We start from the raw sequence: 1,004 nt of genomic DNA, 5'->3' as shown, positions 1-1,004 counted from the left end.
TTCGACGTCTCGGTCTGGGAGATCTTCGGCGCGCTGCTGCGCGGCGGGCGGCTGGTGGTGGTGCCCGAATCGGCGGCCCGTTCACCACAAGGGTTGCACGACGTCGTGGTTGCTGAGCAGGTCAGTGTGCTGACCCATACCCCGTCGGCGCTGGCGGTGTTGTCGCCTGACGGTTTGGGTTCGGCGGCGTTGGTGATGGCCGCTGAGGCTTGCCCGGCCGAGGTGGTGGACCGGTGGGCATCCGGACGGATGATAGTCAACGCCTACGGTCCGACCGAGACGACGATGTGTGTGGCGATCAGTGCACCGTTGGGTGCGGGGTCGGGGGCGCCGCCGATCGGGTCGCCGGTGGCCGGTGCTGCGTTGTTTGTGCTCGACGAGTGGTTGCGTCCGGTGCCTGCCGGTGTGGTGGGGGAGTTGTATGTGGCCGGGCGCGGCGTGGGTTGTGGGTATTGGCGCCGCTCTGGGTTGACCGCGTCGCGATTTGTGGCCTGCCCCTTGGGGGGAGCCGGTGCGCGGATGTATCGCACCGGGGACCTGGTCCGCTGGGGCACCGATGGGCAGCTGCAGTATCTGGGGCGCGCCGATGAGCAGGTCAAAATCCGCGGCTATCGCATCGAGCTGGGCGAAATCCAAACAGCCCTGGCGAGTTTGGATGGGGTGGCGCAGGCGGTGGTGATCGCCCGCGAGGACCGCCCCGGCGACAAACGCCTGGTGGGCTACCTCACCGAATCGACCGCGGGGACTGTCGATCCAGGCGCCGCACGGACGGCGCTGGCCGAGCGGCTCCCGGAGTACATGGTGCCGGCCGCACTGGTGGTGCTCGACGCGCTGCCGCTCACGGTCAACGGCAAACTCGACACCCGCGCCCTGCCCGCACCCGGATACACCGGTGGTGGCTATGGCGCTCCGGCCAGCCCGGTCGAGGAGATCCTGGCCGGCATCTACGCCGACGTTCTGGGCGTGGAGCGCGTCGGGGTCGACGATTCGTTCTTCGACCTGGG

At 69.0% G+C, this 1,004-nt stretch carries 1 protein-coding gene; it reads left to right on the top strand.

Annotation, left to right across the window (positions count from 1 at the left end):
• Positions 1–1,004 (top strand): non-ribosomal peptide synthetase (locus tag A5688_RS05900; RefSeq protein ID WP_165607455.1); only part of this gene is annotated, 1,004 nt, incomplete at both ends.

Source organism: Mycobacterium mantenii (genome assembly GCF_001667865.1).
GTDB classification, from domain to species: domain Bacteria; phylum Actinomycetota; class Actinomycetes; order Mycobacteriales; family Mycobacteriaceae; genus Mycobacterium; species Mycobacterium mantenii_A.
This window is presented reverse-complemented; position numbering and strand designations above follow the sequence as displayed.